Here is a 15,261-nt window from a genome sequence, read left to right as displayed (position 1 = left end):
CTGGGTAATCGCCTTGCGCCGGGTATAGAAGCGCACACCGTCCGGCCCATAGGCATGCAAGTCGCCAAACAGCGAGCGCTTCCAGCCACCAAAGCTGTGATAGCTCACCGGCACCGGCAGCGGCACGTTCACCCCAACCATGCCCACTTCGATCTCGTCGCAGAACAGCCGCGCCGCCTCACCGTCACGGGTGAAGATGCAAGTGCCGTTGCCGTACTCGTGATCGTTGATCAGTTGCATCGCCTCTTCCAGGCTCTGCACACGCACCACGCACAGCACCGGGCCGAAGATCTCTTCCTTATAGATGCGCATCTCCGGAGTGACGTTGTCGAACAGCGTCCCGCCAACGAAGTAACCGTCTTCATTGCCCGCAACACGGAAGCCGCGGCCATCTACCACCAGCTTGGCACCTGCAGCCACGCCATCGTCGATATAGCCTACGACCTTGTCACGTGCAGCAGCTGTGACCAACGGCCCCATATCCAGCCCGCAAGAGGTGCCTGCACCAATCTTCAGCGCCTTGATCTGTGGCTCCAGCTTGGCAATCAGCGCATCGGCAACCTGGTCACCCACGCACACCGCCACCGAGATCGCCATGCAGCGCTCGCCGCACGAACCATAGGCCGCACCCATCAGGGCGCTCACCGCATTGTCCAGCTCGGCATCGGGCATCAGCACTGCGTGGTTCTTCGCACCACCCAACGCCTGCACACGCTTGCCGCGCTTGGTGCCTTCGGCATAGATGTACTCGGCGATCGGTGTCGAACCGACGAAGCTCAGGGCCTTGACTTCCGGTGCTTCGATCAGCGCATCCACCGCTTCCTTGTCGCCATGCACCACATTGAGAATGCCCTTGGGCAGGCCAGCCTCATGCAGCAGTTGGGCGATGTACAGCGTCGAGCTCGGGTCGCGCTCCGAGGGCTTGAGGATGAAGGCATTGCCGCAGACGATGGCCAGCGGATACATCCACAGCGGCACCATCGCCGGGAAGTTGAACGGCGTGATACCGGCCACCACACCCAGCGGCTGGAAGTCGGACCAGGCGTCGATGTTCGGGCCGACGTTGCGGCTGTATTCACCTTTGAGGATCTCGGGCGCGGCGCAGGCGAACTCGACGTTCTCGATACCACGCTTCAGTTCGCCGGCGGCATCCTCGATCGTCTTGCCATGCTCTTCGCTGATCATCTGCGAAATGCGCGCCTCGTTCTGCTCCAGCAGCTGCTTGAAGCGGAACATGACCTGGGCACGCTTGGCCGGTGGCGTGTTACGCCAGGCCGGGAACGCAGCCTTGGCCGAGTCGATGGCGTCCTGGATGGTGGCGCGGCTGGCGAGTTCGACCTTGCGGGTAGCCTGGCCAGTCGACGGGTTGAAGACATCGGCGGTGCGACCGCCCTTGGAAACCAGCTCACCATTGATCAGGTGCTGAACGATGCTCATGCAGAACTCCAGATAAAGAAGGTTGGAACAGGCGCGCTCAGGCGCCTGTCGTCAGCGTCGGAAAGATCAGTCGATCTGGTTCAGGGCTTCGCCTACCGCGTCGAACAGGCGATCCAGTTCCTGCGGCTGGGTATTGAAGGTTGGGCCGAACTGCAGGGTGTCACCCCCGAAGCGAACATAGAAGCCGGCCTTCCACAGTTTCATGGCCGTCTCGTATGGACGCACGATCGCATCGCCATCGCGCGCTGCGATCTGGATCGCGCCAGCCAGGCCGTAGTTACGGATGTCGATGACATTCTTGGTGCCCTTTACGCCATGCAGCAGGTTCTCGAAGTGCGGCGCCAGTTCGGCGGCGGACTGCACCAGGTTTTCCTTCTGCAGCAGGTCCAGTGCGGCGATGCCGGCAGCACAGGCCACAGGGTGAGCCGAATAGGTGTAGCCATGGGGGAATTCCACGGCGTATTCCGGCGTCGGTTGGTTCATGAAGGTCTGGTAGATCTCACTGCTGGCGATCACGGCACCCATCGGGATGGCGCCGTTGGTCACCTGTTTGGCGATGCACATCAGATCCGGGGTCACGCCGAAGGCTTCGGAGCCGGTCATCGCCCCCATACGGCCGAAGCCAGTGATCACTTCGTCGAAGATCAGCAGGATGTTGTGCTGGGTGCAGATTTCACGCAGGCGCTTCAGATAACCCTTCGGTGGAGGCAGCACGCCAGCGGAGCCGGCCAGCGGCTCGACGATCACCGCGGCGATGTTCGAAGCGTCATGCAATTCGATCAGCTTGAGCATCTCGTCGGCCAGGGCGATACCGCCCTCTTCCGGCATGCCGCGGGAGAACGCGTTCACCGGCAGTACGGTGTGAGGCAAATGGTCGACATCCAGCAGTTGGCCGAACATCTTGCGGTTGCCATTGACCCCGCCCAGGCTGGTGCCGGCAATGTTCACGCCGTGGTAACCACGGGCACGGCCGATGATCTTGGTCTTGGTTGCCTGGCCTTTCAGGCGCCAGTAGGCACGCACCATCTTCAGCGCGGTGTCGGCGCACTCGGAGCCGGAGTTGGTATAGAAGACATGGTTGAGGTCACCTGGCGTCAGCTCGGCGATCTTCTCGGCCAGCTGGAACGACAGCGGGTGACCGAACTGGAAGGCCGGCGAGTAGTCCAGGGTGCTCAACTGACGCGTCACCGCTTCGGTGATTTCCTTGCGGGTATGCCCGGCGCCGCAGGTCCACAGGCCCGACAGTGCGTCGAAGATCTTGCGCCCCTTGTCGTCAACCAGGTAATTGCCTTCGGCCGCCACGATCAGGCGCGGATCACGCTGGAAGTTGCGGTTGGCGGTGTAGGGCATCCAGTGAGCATCCAGCTTGAGCTGGCTGGCCAGGCCGGACGGGGCGGTTTCGGGCATGTTCATCGGCGGTTCCTCGGAAGACGACTAGGCAACGACGGGTGTTGTTGCAGCTAAATTGTCACGGGGATAAAGTCTGAAAAAGCCAACATTTCTAATCTTCAGTTAGCAGTGGACTAAACTTATGAGTCGTCGCCCCGATCCCCTCGCGCAAGTCAGCGATTTCGATATTCGCCTGCTGAAGATTTACCGCAGTGTCGTCGAGTGCGGCGGCTTCTCGGCGGCGGAAAACGTACTGGGTATCGGGCGCTCGGCCATCAGCCAGCAGATGAATGACTTGGAGCAGCGCCTGGGCTTGCGCTTGTGCCAGCGTGGCCGGGCAGGCTTTTCGCTCACCGAGGAAGGCCGCGAGGTCTACCACTCGGCACTGCAACTGCTCAGCGCTCTGGAGAGCTTTCGCACCGAGGTCAACGGACTGCACCAGCACCTGCGTGGCGAACTCAACATCGGCCTGACCGACAACCTGGTGACCCTGCCTCACATGCGCATCACCCACGCCCTGGCCGAGCTCAAGGATCGCGGGCCGGACGTGCGTATCCAGATTCGCATGATCGCTCCGAGCCAGGTCGAACAAGGGGTGCTGGACGGCAGTCTGCATGTTGGCGTGGTGCCGCAGACCAGCCCGCTCTCGGGCCTGGAATACCAACCCCTGTACAGCGAACGTTCGTTGCTCTACTGCGCAGTGGGCCACCCGCTGTTCTATGCCGAAGACCAGAAGATCGACGACCAGCGCCTCAACAGCCAGGAAGCCATCGCCCCGACCTTCCGTCTGCCGGCCGACATCCAGGCGCACTACCAGGCCCTGAACTGCACCGCCAGCGCCTCGGACCGCGAGGGCATGGCCTTTCTCATCCTCACCGGGCGCTACATCGGCTACCTGCCCGATCACTACGCAATGTTCTGGGTCCAGCAAGGCCGCCTGCGGGCATTGAAACCGGCGCAACGCTTCTATGACCTGAGCCTGAGCTGGGTGACGCGCAAGGGACGGCGTCCGAACCTGGTTCTGGAAAGTTTCCTCGAAAGCCTCGCGGCAACGCGCTAATGCTTGTCACTTCGGCACAGGCAGGTAATCTGTCCGACATCCGTTGCCCACAGACCCCGTACGGAAACGTCCATGACCTTTGAAGTCCCTGCGCATCGCCTCTCCGCCTCGGGCAAGCCCGCCGGCCGCATTCGCCAGAAGAACGAACAGGCCATCATCCAGGCCGCCGAAGACGAATTCGCCCGCCATGGTTTCAAGGGCACCAGCATGAATACCATCGCGCTGAAGGCCAACCTGCCCAAAGCCAACCTGCACTACTACTTCACCAACAAGCTCGGCCTTTATATCGCCGTGCTCAGCAACATCATCGAGTTGTGGGACAGTACCTTCAACGCCCTGAGCGTCGAGGACGACCCGGCCGTGGCGCTGAGCCAGTACATTCGCACCAAGATGGAGTTCTCCCGACGCAACCCGCAGGCATCGCGGATCTTCGCCATGGAGGTGATCAGCGGTGGGCACTGCCTGACCGAATACTTCAGCGCCGACTACCGCGAGTGGTTCCGCGGCCGCGCCGCGGTGTTCCAGGCCTGGATCGAGGCCGGCAAGATGGACCGGGTAGACCCTGTGCACCTGATCTTCCTGCTCTGGGGCAGTACCCAGCACTACGCTGACTTCGCCACCCAGATCTGCCAGGTCACCGGTCGCAGCCGCCTGACCAAGCAGGACATGGAAGACGCCAGCAACAACCTTATCCACATCATTCTCAAAGGCTGCGGCATCAATCCGCCCGCCTGACCCGGACCTATGCCCTCTACCCTGCTTGAGCTCTGCGAGTTCCGCGAAGACATCCGCAAGAGCCGCTTCATCACCCTCGCCGGCCCTGTCAGCAGCGCTGCCGAGGCGATGAGCTTCATCGAACGCCACAGCGACCCAACCGCCACCCACAACTGCTGGGCCTGGAAACTCGGTGCGCAATACCGCAGCAGCGATGATGGCGAGCCGGGCGGCACCGCCGGACGTCCAATCCTTGCGGCGATCGAAGCCCAAGACTGCGATCAGGTGGTCGTGCTGGTCATCCGCTGGTATGGCGGTATCCAGCTCGGCACCGGGGGCCTGGCCCGGGCCTATGGCGGAGGCGCCAACAAATGCCTGCAACAGGCGCCGAAACGGCTGCTTGTACAGCGCAGCGAATTCACCTGCAGTTGCACCTTCAGCGAGCTGGCCTTGCTCAAGCTGCGCCTGGCCGAGGCCGAAGGGCTGGTGCTGGACGAACAGTTCACGGCAAACGGTGTCGATCTGCTCCTGGCGCTGGGCGCAGAGCACGTGCAGACATTTCAGCAGCAATTGGCCGACCTCAGCCGTGGCCGGATTCGCCTGGAGCTTCGCTGAAAGCTGCCCACAACTGCTGTGGGCCTGCCTGTGGATAAGCTTGGGGCATTCTTTTGCAAGCCTTGCCACATATGGCTTTCAGCCGATTGAGCATATTTTGATCACTGTTTTATGACACCTGCAAACCACTGAAAGCCAGAGAGTTATCCCCACCGCCCGGTTTTCGCGGGCTCGTCCGGTGCCCACACGCTTGCGCACAATAACTGTGGAACAGCCTGTGGATAACCCGTGCGCCAACAAGCGGGGCGCCCACCAGCACAAGGCGCGGAGCGTCTGATCATTTTTTGTACAGAAGCAACGCAGGCGAGTCGCGCCCGCCTGGAGTATCCTCGATACCTTTCTTCAAGCGACTTCGGAGCGTCCACATGTCCACAAGCAAAAACGCCCTCATCATCGGCGCCTCCCGCGGATTGGGACTGGGCTTGGTACAACGCCTGCGTGAAGACGGCTGGAACGTCACGGCTACCGTGCGCGATGCGAGCAAGCCCAGCGCCCTCAACGATGTCGCAGGTGTGCGCATCGAATCTTTGGAAATGAACGATACCGCTTTGCTCGACCGCCTCAAGCAGCGTGTGCAGGGCGAAATCTTCGACCTGGTGTTCGTCAACGCCGGGGTCATGGGGCCGTTGCCGCAAGATCTGGAAACCGTACAAGAATCGCAGATCGGCGACCTGTTCATGACCAATGCCGTAGCGCCCATCCGCGTGGCACGTCGGCTGGTCGGACAGATCCGCGAAAACACCGGGGTGCTGGCGTTCATGAGCTCGGGCCTGGGTAGCGTGACCAGCCCGGATGGCAACGAGATCTGCCTGTACAAGGCCAGCAAGGCTGCACTCAACTCGATGATCAACAGCTTCGTGGTGGAGTTGCAACGCTCCGACCTGAGCGTGCTGGCCATGCACCCAGGCTGGGTGAAAACCGACATGGGCGGCGAGAACGCGGAAATCGACGTGTTCACCAGCACACGCGGCATGCTCGACCGGATCAACGAGCAAAGCGGCCAGGGCGGCCTGCGCTTTATCAACTACAAGGGCGACGCCCTGACCTGGTGAATTGAAAGCCGCGTGGCGAGGCAGTAGACTCGATGCCTCGCCTCGCGGCGGACCTGGATCAGCAGACAGGACAACACTGAGCTGGCTAACCCTGAACCCACTTTCAGAGGAGCCGGCACCATGCCTGCGACCCGTATCTGGTTGAAATCCCCCCTTGCCATCTTCACTGCCAATGACACCGATGCCCGCGGTGGCCTGGTCATCGAAAACGGCCGCATCAGCCAACTGCTCGCCCTCGGCGAACAACCCAACACCCCCTGTGACCAAGTGTTCGATGCCCGTGAGCACGTGGTGCTGCCCGGTCTGATCAACACCCACCACCACTTCTACCAGACCCTGACCCGCGCATGGGCTCCGGTGGTCAACCAACCATTGTTTCCCTGGCTCAAGACCCTTTACCCGGTGTGGGCACGGCTGACCCCGACCAAACTGGCGCTTGCCAGCGAGGTTGCATTGGCCGAGTTGCTGCTGTCAGGTTGCACCACTGCCGCCGATCACCATTACCTGTTCCCCGAAGGCCTGGACCACGCCATCGACGTACAGGTCGAAGCCGTGCGCAAGCTCGGCATGCGCGCCATGCTGACCCGCGGCTCGATGAGCCTGGGTGAAGCAGATGGCGGCTTGCCCCCGCAGCAGACAGTGCAACAAGGTGAGGTGATCCTGGCCGACAGTCAGCGACTTATCCACAGTTACCATGAGCGTGGCGAAGGCGCGCGCATCCAGATCGCCCTGGCGCCCTGCTCACCCTTCTCGGTCACGCCAGAGATCATGCGTGCCAGCGCCGCCTTGGCCGAAGAGCTGGACGTGCGCCTGCATACCCACCTGGCCGAAACACTCGATGAGGAAGACTTCTGCCTACAGCGGTTCGGCCTGCGCACCGTGGACTACCTCGACAGTGTCGGCTGGCTCGGCCCGCGCACCTGGCTGGCCCACGGCATCCACTTCAACCCCGACGAAATCACGCGCCTGGGTGCTGCCGGTACCGGCATCTGCCATTGCCCGAGTTCGAACATGCGCCTGGCCTCGGGGATCTGCCCAACCGTCGAGCTCGAAGCTGCCGGAGCCGCAGTCGGCCTGGGTGTAGACGGCTCAGCGTCCAACGATGCCTCGAACATGATCCTCGAAGCACGCCAGGCCCTCTACCTGCAACGCCTGCGCTACGGCGCCGAGCAGATCACGCCCGAGCGCGCGCTGGGCTGGGCAACCCGCGGCTCGGCACAACTGCTGGGCCGTGGCGATATCGGCGAGCTGGCGGTGGGTAAGCAGGCGGACCTGGCCCTGTTCAAGCTCGACGAGCTGCGTTTCTCCGGCAGCCACGATCCGCTGTCCGCGCTGCTGCTGTGCGCGGCGGACCGGGCTGACCGAGTCATGGTCGGCGGCCACTGGCGCGTGATCGATGGCCAGATCGAGGGACTCGATGTCCAGGGCCTGATCGCCGACCATCGTCAGGCGGCAGCCGCACTGATTGCCGGTTGAAGCACAGCGGGGCTGCTGGGCAGCCCCGCCCTACCGAATAGCGCGTAGCCCTGTAGAATGTCGGCCAACCGTACCTGATTCGAGATCACACCCCATGTATGACTGGCTCAATGCCTTGCCCAAGGCCGAACTGCATATGCACCTGGAAGGTTCGCTGGAGCCGGAACTGCTGTTCGCCCTGGCCGAACGCAACAAGGTCGCCCTGCCCTGGGCCGACGTGGAGACGCTGCGCAGCGCCTACGCCTTCAACAACCTGCAGGAGTTTCTCGACCTGTACTACCAGGGCGCCGACGTGCTGCGCACCGAGCAGGACTTCTACGACCTGACCTGGGCCTACCTGCAACGCTGCAAGGCACAGAACGTCATTCACACCGAACCCTTCTTCGACCCGCAGACCCATACCGACCGGGGTATCTCCTTCGAGGTGGTGCTCAGCGGTATCAACCAGGCGCTCAAGGATGGTCGCGAGCAACTGGGCATCAGCAGCGGCCTGATCCTGAGCTTCCTGCGTCACCTCAGCGAGGAGGAAGCCGAGAAGACCCTGGACCAGGCCCTGCCGTTCCGCGATGCCTTCATTGCCGTGGGCCTGGACAGCTCGGAGAAAGGTCATCCACCAAGCAAGTTCCAGCGCGTCTTCGACCGCGCCCGCAGCGAAGGCCTGGTCGCCGTTGCCCACGCCGGCGAGGAGGGCCCACCCGAATACATCTGGGAAGCCCTCGACCTGCTGAAGATCAAGCGCATCGACCACGGCGTACGCGCCATCGAGGATGAGCGGCTGATGCAACGCATCATCGACGAGCAGATTCCGCTGACCGTCTGCCCACTGTCGAACACCAAGCTCTGTGTGTTCGACCATATGAGCCAGCACAACATCCTCGACATGCTCGAACGTGGGGTCAAGGTCACGGTGAACTCCGACGATCCGGCCTACTTCGGCGGCTATGTCACAGAAAACTTCCACGCTTTGCACCAGCATCTGGGCATGACCCAGGAACAGGCAACCCGCCTGGCGCAGAACAGCCTGGATGCACGCCTGGTCTGAGTCGCGAGCACAACCGGTGTTACAGGGGCACTTCAGCCCACCTGTAATGCCGGCACCCTCGCGATACGGTTGATCTCCTGAATACCCAAGGTGGAAATCTGCATCACGCGCGATCCCTCCTGCTCGCGTATCCAGCCAGACTGCATGAACAACCTGAGCATCGCCTGCCCGACACCGCCGCCCAGGTGGGGGCCGTTGTCACTCCACTCACTGCTGTGACAGACCACACATCCACCGCGCTGGCGGGGCGCCAGCGCATCGATATAGACGCCAATTGCAGCCAATTGCACACGCCCTTCCAGGCTCACGGTAGGATGCAGGTCATTGCCCTCCAACCAGCCGGCGGCCACCATGCGTCGATAAAGATCGACCGCAATCTCGCCCCCCAGGTGGTCACCACAACGTCGCGCCCTGCGCAACGACAGCGGCACCTGCAGGGGCCTGACCGATGTTTGGCATTCGGCACGGCCACCAAGCTGCACGCTGGCCAGTGCCTCGACCGCGGCGATCACCTCGGGGGTGGCCAGTCGAAAATAGCGCTTGCGCCCACGCGCCTCGAGGCGCAGCAAGCCAGCAGCCGACAATAAAGACAGGTGGGCGCAGGCCGATGATGGAGTGACGCCGATCATGAGCGCCAACTCATCAGCGTGCCGGGACGAACCATCGATCAAGGCCCAGAGCATGGCACTGCGCTTGGGCTCGGCCATCAGACCGGCGATCTGACTGATACTGCTGACTGCTTTCATGCTCCATCAACTCCATGCAAAGTCACGTTTCTTGTCCAATGGCCATCCATGGCAGTAGGAATCGCCAGAGGTTGCGGCATATAGGTGTAGGTGCAGCCTGTCAGGCTGTATGGGAAGCCCCGCCTGATGGGGAAACCGCTCTCGCTGCAAGGGCCTGCGGGGACAAGTATAAGCCGCCGAAAGCCCTGTACTAGGTGGGTTTGGCCACCGGTTTGCGGCACAAGGCCGAGGGTAGCGGCACCCTTGGCGATATAGGGAAATGCCAGTGAATGACGAGCGCTACCAGCATCCCCTCTAGCATCCCGGACATAGCCACATCCACTGCCAGGTAAAGGCCACAAGAGCGGAACATTGCCGACATTAGGGTTCCACAAGTAGGGCAAGGAAAAGCGAAGGTTCGTATATTGATTGAGTCAGCCCATCGCCCCGGGGGTGACCGTCAGTCAGGACGTCGTCGCGGCACATGGCGGGCAATCGGTACAGCGCTACACTGGATTCGCTCTCACCCCGACAGGAGGATGCCGCGATGAAGATTGTCGTCAGTACATCGAACCGCCACCCCAACTGCCCCTGGCAGGTACAGCTCGATCAACATGTGGTGAGTTTTCGCAGCGAGGCGGAGGCCCGGGCATTCGTCGCCGTTCTGGAGACACGCCTGAAGGCCCCTCACCCCCTCATGCAGCCTGCCTGGACTGAAGGCGTCGAGTCAGCATCGCGACATTGACCACCAACACACCGCACAAGCTGATCACCAAGGCCATCGGCACTGCGCTGCCATCATGCAGGACACCCACCAGCGCCGCGGCCCCTGCGGCGACGCTGAACTGCAGGCTGCCCATCAATGCCGACGCGCTGCCGGCCCTGGCACCCTGCCCGTTCATAGCACAAGCCGAGGCGTTGGGAATGATGCAGCCCAGACTGGCGATGCACACGAACAGTGGCACCAACAATGGCCACAACTGCGTCGGATGCAGCAGCGCCACCCCCAGCAGCACTACCCCTGCAGCCAGGTAGAGCCATACCGCTCGGGCCAGCAGGAAGGCTGGGCCGCGCTTGGCCAGCAGCCGGGCGTTGACCTGGGCACAGAGGATGAAACCGGCAGCATTGGTGCCAAACAGCCAGCCGTAATGCTCGGCCGGCACGCCATAGAGCTTGATGAACACGAACGGTGAACCGGCGATATAGGCGAACATGCCGGCGATGGCGATGCCACCCGTCAGCGCATGCCCCAGGAACACCCGATCGCCCAGCAGCCGCAGGTACTGGCGCAAGGCACCCGACAGCGGCTGGCGCGGCACGTGGGCTGGCAGGCTTTCCGGCAGCCCCAGGCTCACCGCCAGCAGGCAGGCGGCGCTGAACAGGCTGAGCACCAGGAAGATCGACTGCCAGCCGGACACATTGATCAGGACGCCGCCGAGCATCGGCGCGAGAATCGGCGCGAGCCCCATCACCAGCATCAATTGCGAGAAGGCTTTGGCGGCCCCCACGGCGTCGCATTTGTCGACGACGATGGCCCGCGACAACACCATTCCCGCACACCCACCCAGTGCCTGGATGAAACGCGCCACGACCAGCGTGTCGAGGTCAGGGGCGTAGGCGCAGGCGAGCGACGCCAGGGTGAAAAGGCTGATACCGAACAACAGTGGCTTGCGTCGGCCGAAACGGTCGGCGATCGGACCGTAGGCCAGTTGGCCAAGCGACAAGCCAAGGAAATAGGCCGCCAGGGTCGTCTGGACGTGCTGTTCATCAGTGCCGAAGGCCTGGGCCATGGCAGGGAAGGCGGGGAGATAGAAGTCGATCGCCAATGGCGCGAAGGCCGAAAGAGCGCCGAGGATCAATAGGGTGCGCAGATTCATCGGAAATCCATAGCAGGCTAAGCAACGGACTAGTCTAACTGCACTGGAGGCGGCCTGGTATGAAAAGCTTTGTAACAGTTACACCTGAAAACGGTGGTCCCTGGAGCAGGCACCACCGCGAGTCGTCAGGCCGGCTCGGCCTGGTAACCCTCTTCACGGATCGCCTCCAGGATCTGCTGCACCCCGAGCTGGCTCTGAACCCGCACCTGCCTGGCCCCCAGGTCGACCTCCACCTGCGCTGTCGCATCCTGCTCCTGAACCGCACGGGTCACCGCCTTGACGCAATGACCGCAGCTCATGCCCTGCACATTGAAGACTTGCATCGGAACTACCTCCATCTGGGTTTTGCAGAGAGTTTCAAGCTTGCCATCATGGCAAGGTCAAGTTCTGCACAAAACGGCCGGGCTGGAAATCCGCGTGCGGCTCGGCCAAGCTGCGCTTTTGACGACTCGCCAACCAGGAGAAGTTTCATGATCAGGGCAGCATTGGGCCTCGTCGGACTGCTGAGTGCCGTGGCCGTCGTGCCACCGGTCAGCGCCGAGGGCAATTCGGACTACAGCGTGCTGATCATTTCCCGGGAGCGCCTGGAGGTAGCCACCAACTGCGAAATCGGTGTCTACCTCAACGACCAGCTCTCCGGGCGGGTGTTCCAGGAACAATCGACCTCGTTCAACCTGCCGCCAGGGCCGGTGGACGTGCGCCTGCGCCTGCTGCCCGGGCAGGTGCCCGGTTGTGCACCCGGCGTGGAGGACCAGCGCAGCACCCGCCTCAACCTGCAGGCGGGCCAGATCAACAAATACCGGATCGCCGTGGGCCAGAATGGGCTGGAATTGAAGCGAGCCGGCCTGGGGTATTGACCTTACCAACATGGCAAGCTTGATGCTGCAGGCTCGATCACGGAGGAAAGCCCATGCCCGCATCAACCACCTTCGACCTGCCGATCGCCGGCATGACCTGCGCCAGTTGCGTGGGTCGCGTCGAGCGCGCGCTGCGTAAAGTCAACGGCGCCGAACAGGTCAGCGTCAACCTTGCTACCGAACAGGCCAGGGTCCAGGCCCCGGCCGAAAGCCTGCCGGAGCTGCTCGAAGCGGTGCGCAAGGCCGGCTACAGCGTGCCGAGCCGCACCCTTGAACTTCAGGTAGGCGGCATGACCTGCGCCAGTTGTGTCGGCCGCGTCGAACGCGCCCTGGGCAAGGTGTCCGGGGTCGAGCAGGTCAGCGTGAACCTGGCCAGCGAACGCGCGCACCTCAGGGTACTCGAAGGCGTCAGCGACGACGCCTTGATCGGCGCCGTGGAAAAGGCCGGCTACAGCGCCAGCCTGCCACGTACCGCCCATGACGATCGCCACGATGCGCAGCGACGCCTGCGCAACGAACGCCTGGCGGTGATCGCCGCCCTGCTGCTGGCCCTGCCCCTGGTTCTGCCAATGCTGGTGCAGCCGTTCGGCTTGCACTGGATGTTACCGGCCTGGGCGCAATTCGTGCTGGCAACCCCGGTGCAGTTCATCCTCGGGGCACGGTTCTACAAGGCCGCCTGGAAAGCCGTGCGTGCCGGCGCAGGCAACATGGACCTGCTGGTCGCCCTTGGCACCAGCGCCGGCTATGGCCTGAGTCTGTACGAATGGTCCCAGGCCCATGCGGGCATGGAACCTCACCTCTACTTCGAAGCCTCGGCCGTGGTAATCGCCCTGGTGCTGCTGGGCAAATACCTGGAAAGCCGCGCCAAACGCCAGACCGCCAGCGCCATTCGCGCACTCGAAGCCCTGCGCCCCGAGCGCGCCTTGCGCGTGATCGACGGCCGCGAGGAAGATGTAGCGATCAGCCAGCTGCGCCTGGACGACCTGGTACTGGTCAAGCCCGGCGAGCGCTTCCCGGTCGACGGCGAGGTGATCGAAGGCAGCAGTCACGCCGACGAAGCGCTGATCAGCGGCGAAAGCCTGCCAGTGCCCAAACAGCCCGGCGACAAGGTCACCGGCGGTGCGATCAACGGTGAAGGCCGCCTGCTGGTGCGCACCCTGGCCCTGGGCACCGAAACCGTACTCGCGCGGATCATCCTCCTGGTCGAAGACGCCCAGGCGGCCAAGGCACCGATCCAGAAGCTGGTCGACCGGGTCAGCCAGGTGTTCGTCCCGGCGGTGCTGGTGCTCGCATTGATCACCCTGGTCGGCTGGTGGCTGGCCGGTGCACCGCTGGAAAACGCACTGATCAACGCTGTGGCCGTGCTGGTGATCGCCTGCCCTTGCGCTCTGGGCCTGGCCACACCGGCAGCGATCATGGCCGGCACCGGTGTGGCAGCCAGCCATGGCATCCTGATCAAGGACGCCGAAGCATTGGAGCGAGCCCATGCGGTCAATCGCGTGGTCTTCGACAAGACCGGCACCCTGACCTCCGGCAGCCCGCGCATCGTCCACAGCGAGGCCGTCGTCGGCGACGCACACGACCTGCTGCGCCTGGCCGGAGCCCTGCAACGCGGCAGCGAACATCCGCTGGCCAAGGCCGTGCTGGATGCCGGCGCTGAGCAAGGGCTGGAGATTCCCCTGGTGAGCGATAGCCAGTCGCTCACCGGGCGCGGCATCGCCGGTACGGTCGAAGGCCGGGTATTGGCCCTGGGCAACCGGCGCCTGCTCGACGAAAGCGGCCTTGAGCCAGGCAATCTGCTCGACAGGGCCCAGACCTGGGAAAGCGAAGGTCGCACCCTGTCGTGGTTGATCGAGCGCGCACCACATGCCCGGGTGCTCGGACTGTTCGCCTTCGGTGACAGCCTCAAGCCCGGTGCCGAGCAGGCGATCGCGGCACTGCACGCACAGGGCATCAGCAGCCACCTGCTGACCGGCGACAACCGCGGCAGCGCCAAGGTGGTCGCCGAGGCGCTGGGCATCGACGATGTGCACGCCGAAGTCTTGCCAGCCGACAAGGCCGCCACCGTCAATGCACTCAAGCAGAACGGCGTGGTGGCAATGGTCGGCGACGGCATCAACGACGCCCCGGCCCTGGCTGCAGCCGACATCGGCATCGCCATGGGAGGTGGTACGGACGTGGCCATGCAGGCCGCTGGCATCACCCTGATGCGCGGCGACCCTCGCCTGGTGCCCGCAGCCCTGGAAATCAGCAACAAGACCTACGCCAAGATCCGTCAGAATCTGTTCTGGGCGTTCATCTACAACCTGATCGGTATCCCGCTCGCCGCCTTTGGCTTCCTCAACCCGGTCCTGGCTGGCGCCGCCATGGCGCTCTCCAGCGTCAGCGTGGTGAGCAACGCCCTGTGGCTCAAGACCTGGAAGCCCACCGGCATCGCTTCGAAGGAGACGCCATGAACATCGGCCAAGCCGCCCGGCGCAGTGGGCTCAGCGCCAAGATGATCCGCTACTACGAGTCCATCGGCCTGCTCAAGCCGGCGCTGCGCAGCGACAGCGGCTATCGGCTGTACCAGCAGGAAGACCTGCACAGCCTGGCGTTCATCAAGCGCTCGCGCGACCTGGGGTTCTCACTGGAAGAAGTCTCCCGGCTGCTGACGCTCTGGCAGGACCGCCAGCGCGCCAGCGCCGACGTCAAGGCACTGGCGACACAGCATATCGACGAACTGAACCGACGGATCGAAGAGATGGTGAGCCTGCGCGACACCTTGAGCGAGCTGGTCGCCCACTGCCAGGGCGATGACCGCCCAGACTGCCCGATTCTCAGGGACCTGGCGAACGAAGGTGGATGCTGTCACTGAACGCTGGCGTGGGCTGCCTGACAACCCACGCCAGCATTTTGGTATGCCATATTAGCCATACCTGGCCAAACCGACCTTAAAATCAAGTTTCATCCAATAAATACGGGAGTTTCACTCAGATATTCCTGCGCTCTGCCGATGACCTGCATACCAGTTTCAT

The 15,261-nt window shown here is 63.0% G+C and carries 15 protein-coding genes; 10 read left to right on the top strand and 5 right to left on the bottom strand.

Annotated features, from left to right (window positions below):
- Positions 1 to 1,437, bottom strand: a 1,437-nt coding sequence (locus ACPZMI_RS12915; RefSeq protein WP_426352362.1) for a CoA-acylating methylmalonate-semialdehyde dehydrogenase, incomplete at its 3' end; no start/stop codon positions are given.
- A gap of 66 nt (positions 1,438 to 1,503) precedes the next feature.
- Positions 1,504 to 2,850: an omega-aminotransferase AptA gene (gene aptA, locus ACPZMI_RS12910; RefSeq protein WP_186708573.1), complete on the bottom strand. Its 1,347-nt coding sequence runs from the start codon at positions 2,848 to 2,850 to the stop codon at positions 1,504 to 1,506.
- A 118-nt stretch (positions 2,851 to 2,968) separates the two neighbouring features.
- Between aptA and ACPZMI_RS12905 the strand changes: the two genes are divergently transcribed.
- From ACPZMI_RS12905 to ACPZMI_RS12880, 6 genes are all read left to right on the top strand, one after another.
- Positions 2,969 to 3,886 carry a LysR family transcriptional regulator gene (locus ACPZMI_RS12905; RefSeq protein WP_186666088.1) on the top strand — a complete coding sequence of 306 codons (918 nt, stop codon included), beginning with the start codon at positions 2,969 to 2,971 and terminating at the stop codon, positions 3,884 to 3,886.
- Positions 3,887 to 3,958: 72 nt separating this feature from the next.
- Positions 3,959 to 4,621 (top strand): TetR/AcrR family transcriptional regulator, encoded by a 663-nt coding sequence (locus ACPZMI_RS12900; RefSeq protein ID WP_186666086.1) that lies wholly within the window; start codon positions 3,959 to 3,961, stop codon positions 4,619 to 4,621.
- Between the two features lie 9 nt (positions 4,622 to 4,630).
- Entirely contained in the window at positions 4,631 to 5,215 is a 585-nt protein-coding gene (locus ACPZMI_RS12895; RefSeq protein ID WP_426352361.1) for an IMPACT family protein, read from the top strand.
- Between the two features lie 365 nt (positions 5,216 to 5,580).
- Positions 5,581 to 6,267: an SDR family oxidoreductase gene (locus ACPZMI_RS12890; RefSeq protein ID WP_426352360.1), complete on the top strand. Its 687-nt coding sequence runs from the start codon at positions 5,581 to 5,583 to the stop codon at positions 6,265 to 6,267.
- A 120-nt stretch (positions 6,268 to 6,387) separates the two neighbouring features.
- Positions 6,388 to 7,743, top strand: a complete 1,356-nt coding sequence (locus tag ACPZMI_RS12885; protein WP_426352359.1) for an 8-oxoguanine deaminase — start codon at positions 6,388 to 6,390, stop codon at positions 7,741 to 7,743.
- A gap of 94 nt (positions 7,744 to 7,837) precedes the next feature.
- On the top strand, positions 7,838 to 8,785 hold the full coding sequence (locus ACPZMI_RS12880; protein ID WP_186666079.1) for an adenosine deaminase: 948 nt from the start codon (positions 7,838 to 7,840) through the stop codon (positions 8,783 to 8,785).
- Between the two features lie 32 nt (positions 8,786 to 8,817).
- Here ACPZMI_RS12880 and ACPZMI_RS12875 read toward each other — a convergent pair whose 3' ends face one another.
- Positions 8,818 to 9,531, bottom strand: a complete 714-nt coding sequence (locus ACPZMI_RS12875) for an ArsR/SmtB family transcription factor (protein ID WP_186666077.1) — start codon at positions 9,529 to 9,531, stop codon at positions 8,818 to 8,820.
- Positions 9,532 to 10,057: 526 nt separating this feature from the next.
- On the opposite strand from ACPZMI_RS12875, the gene ACPZMI_RS12870 reads away from it, so the two are divergent.
- Positions 10,058 to 10,255, top strand: coding sequence for a hypothetical protein (locus ACPZMI_RS12870; RefSeq protein ID WP_238343432.1), 198 nt, complete (start codon positions 10,058 to 10,060; stop codon positions 10,253 to 10,255).
- Here ACPZMI_RS12870 and ACPZMI_RS12865 read toward each other — a convergent pair.
- Together ACPZMI_RS12865 and ACPZMI_RS12860 are read right to left on the bottom strand one after the other, a co-directional pair.
- A complete protein-coding gene (locus ACPZMI_RS12865; protein WP_288376637.1) occupies positions 10,206 to 11,387 on the bottom strand; it encodes a multidrug effflux MFS transporter in 1,182 nt (393 codons plus the stop codon). The genes ACPZMI_RS12870 and ACPZMI_RS12865 overlap by 50 nt on opposite strands.
- 125 nt (positions 11,388 to 11,512) lie before the next feature.
- Positions 11,513 to 11,710, bottom strand: coding sequence for a heavy-metal-associated domain-containing protein (locus ACPZMI_RS12860; protein ID WP_186666072.1), 198 nt, complete (start codon positions 11,708 to 11,710; stop codon positions 11,513 to 11,515).
- 147 nt (positions 11,711 to 11,857) lie between these two features.
- On the opposite strand from ACPZMI_RS12860, the gene ACPZMI_RS12855 reads away from it, so the two are divergent.
- From ACPZMI_RS12855 to cueR, 3 genes are read left to right on the top strand one after another with little or no spacing between them, the layout of a single operon-like run.
- Complete coding sequence (locus ACPZMI_RS12855; RefSeq protein ID WP_186666071.1) at positions 11,858 to 12,244, top strand: hypothetical protein; 387 nt, start codon at positions 11,858 to 11,860, stop codon at positions 12,242 to 12,244.
- 53 nt (positions 12,245 to 12,297) lie between these two features.
- The gene (locus ACPZMI_RS12850; protein ID WP_426352358.1) at positions 12,298 to 14,700 is read left to right on the top strand and encodes a heavy metal translocating P-type ATPase; all 2,403 of its coding nucleotides are present in this window, start codon (positions 12,298 to 12,300) and stop codon (positions 14,698 to 14,700) included.
- The gene (gene cueR, locus ACPZMI_RS12845; protein WP_186666067.1) at positions 14,697 to 15,101 is read left to right on the top strand and encodes a Cu(I)-responsive transcriptional regulator; all 405 of its coding nucleotides are present in this window, start codon (positions 14,697 to 14,699) and stop codon (positions 15,099 to 15,101) included. Before ACPZMI_RS12850 ends, cueR begins: the two co-directional genes overlap by 4 nt.
- Positions 15,102 to 15,261: the final 160 nt, after the last annotated feature.

This window comes from Pseudomonas wayambapalatensis (assembly GCF_049942315.1).
GTDB lineage: Bacteria > Pseudomonadota > Gammaproteobacteria > Pseudomonadales > Pseudomonadaceae > Aquipseudomonas > Aquipseudomonas wayambapalatensis.
This window is presented reverse-complemented; position numbering and strand designations above follow the sequence as displayed.

Coding starts and splice junctions, on each gene's coding strand:
- ACPZMI_RS12900 (WP_186666086.1), top strand. CDS start 3,959: ATGACCTTTGAAGTCCCTGCGCATCGCCTCTCCGCCTCGGGCAAGCCC.
- cueR (WP_186666067.1), top strand. CDS start 14,697: ATGAACATCGGCCAAGCCGCCCGGCGCAGTGGGCTCAGCGCCAAGATG.
- ACPZMI_RS12865 (WP_288376637.1), bottom strand. CDS start 11,387: ATGAATCTGCGCACCCTATTGATCCTCGGCGCTCTTTCGGCCTTCGCG.
- ACPZMI_RS12860 (WP_186666072.1), bottom strand. CDS start 11,710: ATGCAAGTCTTCAATGTGCAGGGCATGAGCTGCGGTCATTGCGTCAAG.
- ACPZMI_RS12905 (WP_186666088.1), top strand. CDS start 2,969: ATGAGTCGTCGCCCCGATCCCCTCGCGCAAGTCAGCGATTTCGATATT.
- ACPZMI_RS12870 (WP_238343432.1), top strand. CDS start 10,058: ATGAAGATTGTCGTCAGTACATCGAACCGCCACCCCAACTGCCCCTGG.
- ACPZMI_RS12880 (WP_186666079.1), top strand. CDS start 7,838: ATGTATGACTGGCTCAATGCCTTGCCCAAGGCCGAACTGCATATGCAC.
- ACPZMI_RS12890 (WP_426352360.1), top strand. CDS start 5,581: ATGTCCACAAGCAAAAACGCCCTCATCATCGGCGCCTCCCGCGGATTG.
- aptA (WP_186708573.1), bottom strand. CDS start 2,850: ATGAACATGCCCGAAACCGCCCCGTCCGGCCTGGCCAGCCAGCTCAAG.
- ACPZMI_RS12875 (WP_186666077.1), bottom strand. CDS start 9,531: ATGAAAGCAGTCAGCAGTATCAGTCAGATCGCCGGTCTGATGGCCGAG.
- ACPZMI_RS12850 (WP_426352358.1), top strand. CDS start 12,298: ATGCCCGCATCAACCACCTTCGACCTGCCGATCGCCGGCATGACCTGC.
- ACPZMI_RS12855 (WP_186666071.1), top strand. CDS start 11,858: ATGATCAGGGCAGCATTGGGCCTCGTCGGACTGCTGAGTGCCGTGGCC.
- ACPZMI_RS12895 (WP_426352361.1), top strand. CDS start 4,631: ATGCCCTCTACCCTGCTTGAGCTCTGCGAGTTCCGCGAAGACATCCGC.
- ACPZMI_RS12885 (WP_426352359.1), top strand. CDS start 6,388: ATGCCTGCGACCCGTATCTGGTTGAAATCCCCCCTTGCCATCTTCACT.